This window comes from Arthrobacter bambusae (assembly GCF_022606295.1).
In the GTDB taxonomy this organism is placed as follows: domain Bacteria; phylum Actinomycetota; class Actinomycetes; order Actinomycetales; family Micrococcaceae; genus Arthrobacter; species Arthrobacter bambusae_A.
In genome coordinates, this window is the sequence record NZ_JAHHZS010000077.1 from 1 (window position 1) to 3,838 (window position 3,838).

At 63.3% G+C, this 3,838-nt stretch carries 4 protein-coding genes; 3 read left to right on the forward strand and 1 reads right to left on the reverse strand.

Annotation, left to right across the window (positions count from 1 at the left end; genetic code table 11):
* Window positions 1–185: 185 nt before the first annotated feature.
* The 3 genes from KNN17_RS22040 to KNN17_RS22050 all read left to right on the forward strand — a co-directional run bounded on the left by KNN17_RS22040 (window position 186) and on the right by KNN17_RS22050 (window position 3,118).
* Window positions 186–1,310 (forward strand): tyrosine-type recombinase/integrase, encoded by a 1,125-nt coding sequence (locus KNN17_RS22040; RefSeq protein ID WP_241711030.1) that lies wholly within the window; start codon window positions 186–188, stop codon window positions 1,308–1,310.
* Window positions 1,303–1,656 carry a helix-turn-helix domain-containing protein gene (locus tag KNN17_RS22045; RefSeq protein WP_241711031.1) on the forward strand — a complete coding sequence of 118 codons (354 nt, stop codon included), beginning with the start codon at window positions 1,303–1,305 and terminating at the stop codon, window positions 1,654–1,656. The genes KNN17_RS22040 and KNN17_RS22045 overlap by 8 nt, the downstream gene beginning before the upstream one ends.
* Window positions 1,657–1,729: 73 nt before the next feature.
* Window positions 1,730–3,118 (forward strand): Fis family transcriptional regulator, encoded by a 1,389-nt coding sequence (locus tag KNN17_RS22050; RefSeq protein ID WP_241711032.1) that lies wholly within the window; start codon window positions 1,730–1,732, stop codon window positions 3,116–3,118.
* Between the two features lie 54 nt (window positions 3,119–3,172).
* Here KNN17_RS22050 and KNN17_RS22055 read toward each other — a convergent pair whose 3' ends face one another.
* Complete coding sequence (locus KNN17_RS22055) at window positions 3,173–3,646, reverse strand: hypothetical protein (RefSeq protein WP_241711033.1); 474 nt, start codon at window positions 3,644–3,646, stop codon at window positions 3,173–3,175.
* Window positions 3,647–3,838 lie beyond the last annotated feature (192 nt).

Sequence of the window (3,838 nt, forward strand, 5' to 3'; positions counted from 1 at the left end):
AAAAGGACGGGAGTTGAAGCAGCTGCGACAACTGCCGTCCTGCGACGAATCCGGCGTTTCCGCAGGTCAACACGCCTTTGAAGCAAATGAACGTTCTTGTAGGTTGAGTCTGAATTTGCCCTTGGATCGCTTGCCACTGTAGGTTTCCTGCATCTAATGCATGTTTCCATGGTTTAGGGGTCGTTGTGAGTGATGCCGTTCCGGGTTTCGTCCCGCGGATGCTGGTGGATCCGGACATTGGGCTGTTCCGGGCCGATGAGCGGGTTTTCACGGCCATGCTGGATGGCTGGCGGGCACAGATGTTGGCCCGCGGGCTCACGACGGACACGATCAAGCAGCGCTGCCAGCTGTTGGAACGCTTTCAGCGCTTTACCGGTGAATTTCCGTGGCACTGGGGTCCGGCCGACATCGATGACTTCCTTGCCGATCTGCGCTCGGGCGAGAAGCCGATCAGCCTGAAGACGCTGCGCTCGTACGGCAACGCCGTGGCGATGTTCTGCTCTTACCTGACGCATCCTGGCTATGGCTGGGGTGAGTTCTGCGAACGGACTTTCGGTGATATTCCGAGCCAGATCTGCTTCGAGTGGAACATGCCACGGCACACGACCGATGATGCCGTCCCGGCGAAGAAGCGGTCGTTCACCAAGGCGGAACTGCAGCGGCTTTTCGACTACATCGATGACCTTGTCGACCGGGAATACGCCGCCGGCAGCAAGCGCTGGCTGCCCCTGTTCCGCGACTCGGTGGCGTTCAAGGTCTGTTATGCCTATGGGCTTCGCCGGCGTGAGATGACGATGCTGGACCTGGAGGACTTCGGCCCGAATCCGCACGTCAGCGACTACGGCCGGTTCGGAGCAGTCCAGGTAAGGTTCGCCAAGGGCGCCGCAGGTTCCGGGCCCCGGCGGCGCACGGTTCTGACCGTGCCGGAGTTCGACTGGGTGGTGGACCAGCTCAAGACCTGGACATCCGGCGGGATGCGCCAGCAGTTCCCGACTGCTGAACGGTCCTCGGCGCTGTGGCCGAGCGAGCGTGGCGCCCGGATGTCCCTGGGCTCGTTCGGGGATGCCTTCGCAGCTGCACGGGACGCCGTCGGCTTGCCCCAGGAGTTGGGCCTGCACTGCCTCAGACACTCCTATGTGACCCATCTGATCGAAGCCGGTTACGACCCGGCATTCGTGCAGACGCAGGTTGGCCACTCGTATGCCTCGACCACCGGGCTCTACACCTCGGTATCGTCGGACTTCAAGCAGAAAACCGTGCAGCAGATGATTGCACGCCGCATCACGAACTTGGAGGACCCAGATGCCTGAACAGCGCCGGATTGGCTACCGCTGGAACCTGCGTGCCCTGATGGCAAAGCAGAACCTGTGGAAGACCACCGAACTGATGCCGCTCCTGAAATCCCGTGGCATCAACCTCTCCGAAAGTCAGGTCTACAGGCTGGTCACGTCCACGCCGGAACGCATTCCGGCCAAGACATTCGCCGCGCTCTGCGACATCCTGGACTGCACCCCGAACGACCTGTTCGAACCCTTCGTTGAGATGCGTGCCGCGGCGACAGCCAACGCCCCGAAGCGCAGCGAAGACCTCGGCATCCAACCCGGCAACCCGATCGCGAAGCGCGTCCGGCTCGTCACTTCCGAAGACGGTGAGTAGGCCCCGCAAAGCAGAGGACCCGATCCGCTGGCCGGTCCCCTGCGCCCGCTGCGGCCAGCACCACCAAACCGTCGTGCGGTGGCCCGACGGCGGCGTCTGCGGCTACTGCTACCAGCAAGCCAAGCGCACCCGCGGAATCTGCTCCTGCGGACACGACGGCATCCTGCCGGGAATGATTGATGAGCAGCCGGCATGCCGGAGCTGCTCGGGCGTTCGGCTCAATATCGACTGCGAGAGCTGCGGAGCCGAAGACGAACTTCACAGCGGCGGGCGTTGCTGGACCTGCGTCCTCGGCGACATCGTGGACAACCTGCTGACCGACCCGGCCACGGGAATCATGGCCACGGAACTGATCCCGTTGGCAGCGGCACTGAAGTCCATGAAACGGGCCAACAGCGGCATGACCTGGATCCGCCAAAAGCACGTCACGGCGTTCCTCCGAAACCTTGCAGTCGCACCACAGTTCACCCACGAAGCCTTCGACGAGCTGCCCGACTCACGAACCCGCGAATACGTCCGGGGGCTCCTCACCGAACACGGGGTGCTCCCCCGCCGCGACGAACTGAAAATCCGCTACGACAGCTGGGCAACCCAGGCCCTCGAACGCATCAGCGACCCACAGAACCTTGACGTGATCCGCCGCTACATCCGATGGCACCACCAACGACGCATGAACCACATGGACGAAGTCACCCGCGGCACCTTCCTCCGCGCCAAACAGGAAGTCACCGTCGCCATCGACCTCCTCAACTGGCTTACCGGTCATGGCATCAAACTGCCGGACCTGCAGCAGTCCCACCTCGACGTCTGGCAGGCCGAGGGGCCAACAACCCGGCGCATCGCCGAGCGCTTCCTCAAATGGGCCATCAAGACCAAAGCCGCCCCGCCCGGCCTCACCATCGTTCCGCACCGCCGCGGCACCAGCCCACGACTCGCGAAACCGGGCCAGGACGAAGCGCTCCAACAAGTCATCCACGACAACGAACTGGAGACGCGTGACCGGGCCGCGGCGATCCTCATCCTCGTCTTCGGACAACAGGCCGAAAACATTGCGCGCCTGACATGGGACGACGTCACAGTCACCGACGAACTAGTCACCATTCAGCTCGGAACCATCCCGATCGCGTTGCCGGACCCGTTGGCCCAGCCATGGCGGGAGCTCGCCGCAAACCCAAGCCACGACCTCACCGCCGCCCACCCCAACACCAACTGGGTATTCCGCGGAGCCTCACCCGGGCGCCACATCCACCCAGGACACCTCACCACCCGCCTCAGCAAACTCTTCAGCACCCGCGCAGCACGGCTCGGAACCCTCCACGAACTCACCAAACTCGCACCCGTGGCCATCATCGCCGAAACCCTCGGCTACTCCCCCACCACCATCGAACGCCACGCAGTGGATTCGGCCTCGGCCTACGCGCGATACATGGCAGCGGTCAAGATTTCACGGCAACCTACTTAGCTCCCGGTCACCTGACGCCGTTACAGTCCCCTCCAGGGCCGCCAAGTCCAAGTGTCACGCCGAGCTTGCCTCGGGGATGCGTCCTCGACGCGCAGCGACACACGCCAGCCCGCCCACCAGCGCACCCGTTAGTGAAACAGCGGTGGAGATCGCGAAGGAATCAGCCGAGAACTGGCGAAGGCCAAACGCGAAGGGCAGCCAAATGACCGCCCACTGGAATACACCCACGAGACCGCCCCAGCCCCGTCCGCGCGTTAAGCCCATGAGCGCAACGACGGAAAGTCCTGCTATTCCAAAGCCGCCAGCCATGCCGATGAAGAACCCGCGTATGACGTCACCGTCAGGCTCGACTGGGTACGCAGCGATCACTTCCTGGGACCACAAGTGCATCCAGACAACCAGGCCGAGCCCTCCGATGATCATCAGAACAGTAACGACCCGGGCTGCATAGAGGATCGCAACAGCGACCGGCGCGCGCCGCACCTGTCTCCGGAGCCCAGCGTCGTTCTCGCGTTCCCGTTCCCCCATGCGACCAGCCTGCACGCAATTGATGAAGTTGTCACCCCGGCCTCGCAGAAGCTGACGCTCGTGGCAACGAAGGTGAAAGTCACCGCTCCTGGAACGCTTGAACCTCCAGCCAGCCAGGTTGCGCCAGCCGACCGGCAACGCTGATGGCGCCCAAGCTACTCCCGGCCCATGAATACCCGTGCATGCCAGTTA

Bases quoted from the DNA above. Each gene is read 5' to 3' on its own strand.
- KNN17_RS22045 (WP_241711031.1), top strand. From the start codon at position 1,303: ATGCCTGAACAGCGCCGGATTGGCTACCGCTGGAACCTGCGTGCCCTG.
- KNN17_RS22055 (WP_241711033.1), bottom strand. From the start codon at position 3,646: ATGGGGGAACGGGAACGCGAGAACGACGCTGGGCTCCGGAGACAGGTG.